We start from the raw sequence: 1062 nt of genomic DNA, 5'->3' as shown, positions 1-1062 counted from the left end.
CCCCTCCCAAAATGCTCGCAATACCGCGCACGTAATAAAAAAGGGCTCGTATAGAGCCCCATGATTAAGTTCGGTGTGGAAGTGCCAAGGTTTGGTTTCCTACATGTTCCGCTTCCTCGGTCTACGCAGACTGCGCTAGCTTCGACGCTGTGGCGAGCGGTCTAGATATGGACAGGCATGTTTTGCTGCAATATGTCTGACGGCTTTTCTCTTTGGCCGCACGTGAAGATCCTTTCTGTTTCTTCCCAAGTCACTCGATATACGCAGTCGCTCAACACCTCGAACTGATACCCAATCTTTACCAAGTCCAGATGATCGAAACTGAATAGCTTGTCGCGACCATCGTACACATCGATGTATATCTTGTAGAACGTCAGGTCACGGTCGAGTTCGGCAGCATACTTCAGCCGTTTGGAGTAGGCGATTTGCTTTGCGTATCCGGTGATATAGAAGTCGTAATCTTCCAAAGGCCCGAACCCTGATGCTTTCTTTTTCTTCCTCGCTTTGGTTTCTGCCGTATCTACCGTTGGCGTTCCGTCAGGCAGCTGCGCTTGTACTGGTTGTGGTGGTTTAACGGGGTCGGGCGGTTGCTCTGACTCTGGCCACCAAGCCCAGATATTGAAAACCAATCCAAGCGATAACAGCACCACCGTTCCGACGACAGGCCAACGCTTCCAGAACGGGCGAATGTCTTTTGCTTCGGCTTCCTGCACTTGCTTGTTGGATTGCGAATGACTCTTATAGAACGGGAAGTATTCCGACTTATAAAATCGGGTAGAGGTGTTCACCACTTCACCGGCACAACCATCTTGCACTTTCTTGGTGTAAGAACTGGTTGAGCCCATGGCTGTGTTCTTTGTGCATCGGTAGGTCACTTCAATCATGTCCTTAATGTCTCGATGCACTTTGCGGATGTTCTGCGTAAGCAAAATGATATCAACACCGTAGTGACGGTGTATTGAGTACCATTCTAGAATCGGCGCGGCCAAGCCTCGACTTGGCAAGCTCATGTGCGCCTCATCGACCACATAAAGTGGCCCTTGTCCTTTTTCATTACGCCAT

At 49.8% G+C, this 1062-nt stretch carries 1 protein-coding gene; it reads right to left on the bottom strand.

From position 1 onward, the window contains the following. Positions 1 to 161 precede the first annotated feature (161 nt). Positions 162 to 1062: zonular occludens toxin domain-containing protein (locus R7Q46_RS25190; protein ID WP_318077940.1), on the bottom strand; the 901-nt coding region annotated here is incomplete at its 5' end.

Source organism: Vibrio sp. 811 (assembly GCF_033339195.1).
This window is presented reverse-complemented; position numbering and strand designations above follow the sequence as displayed.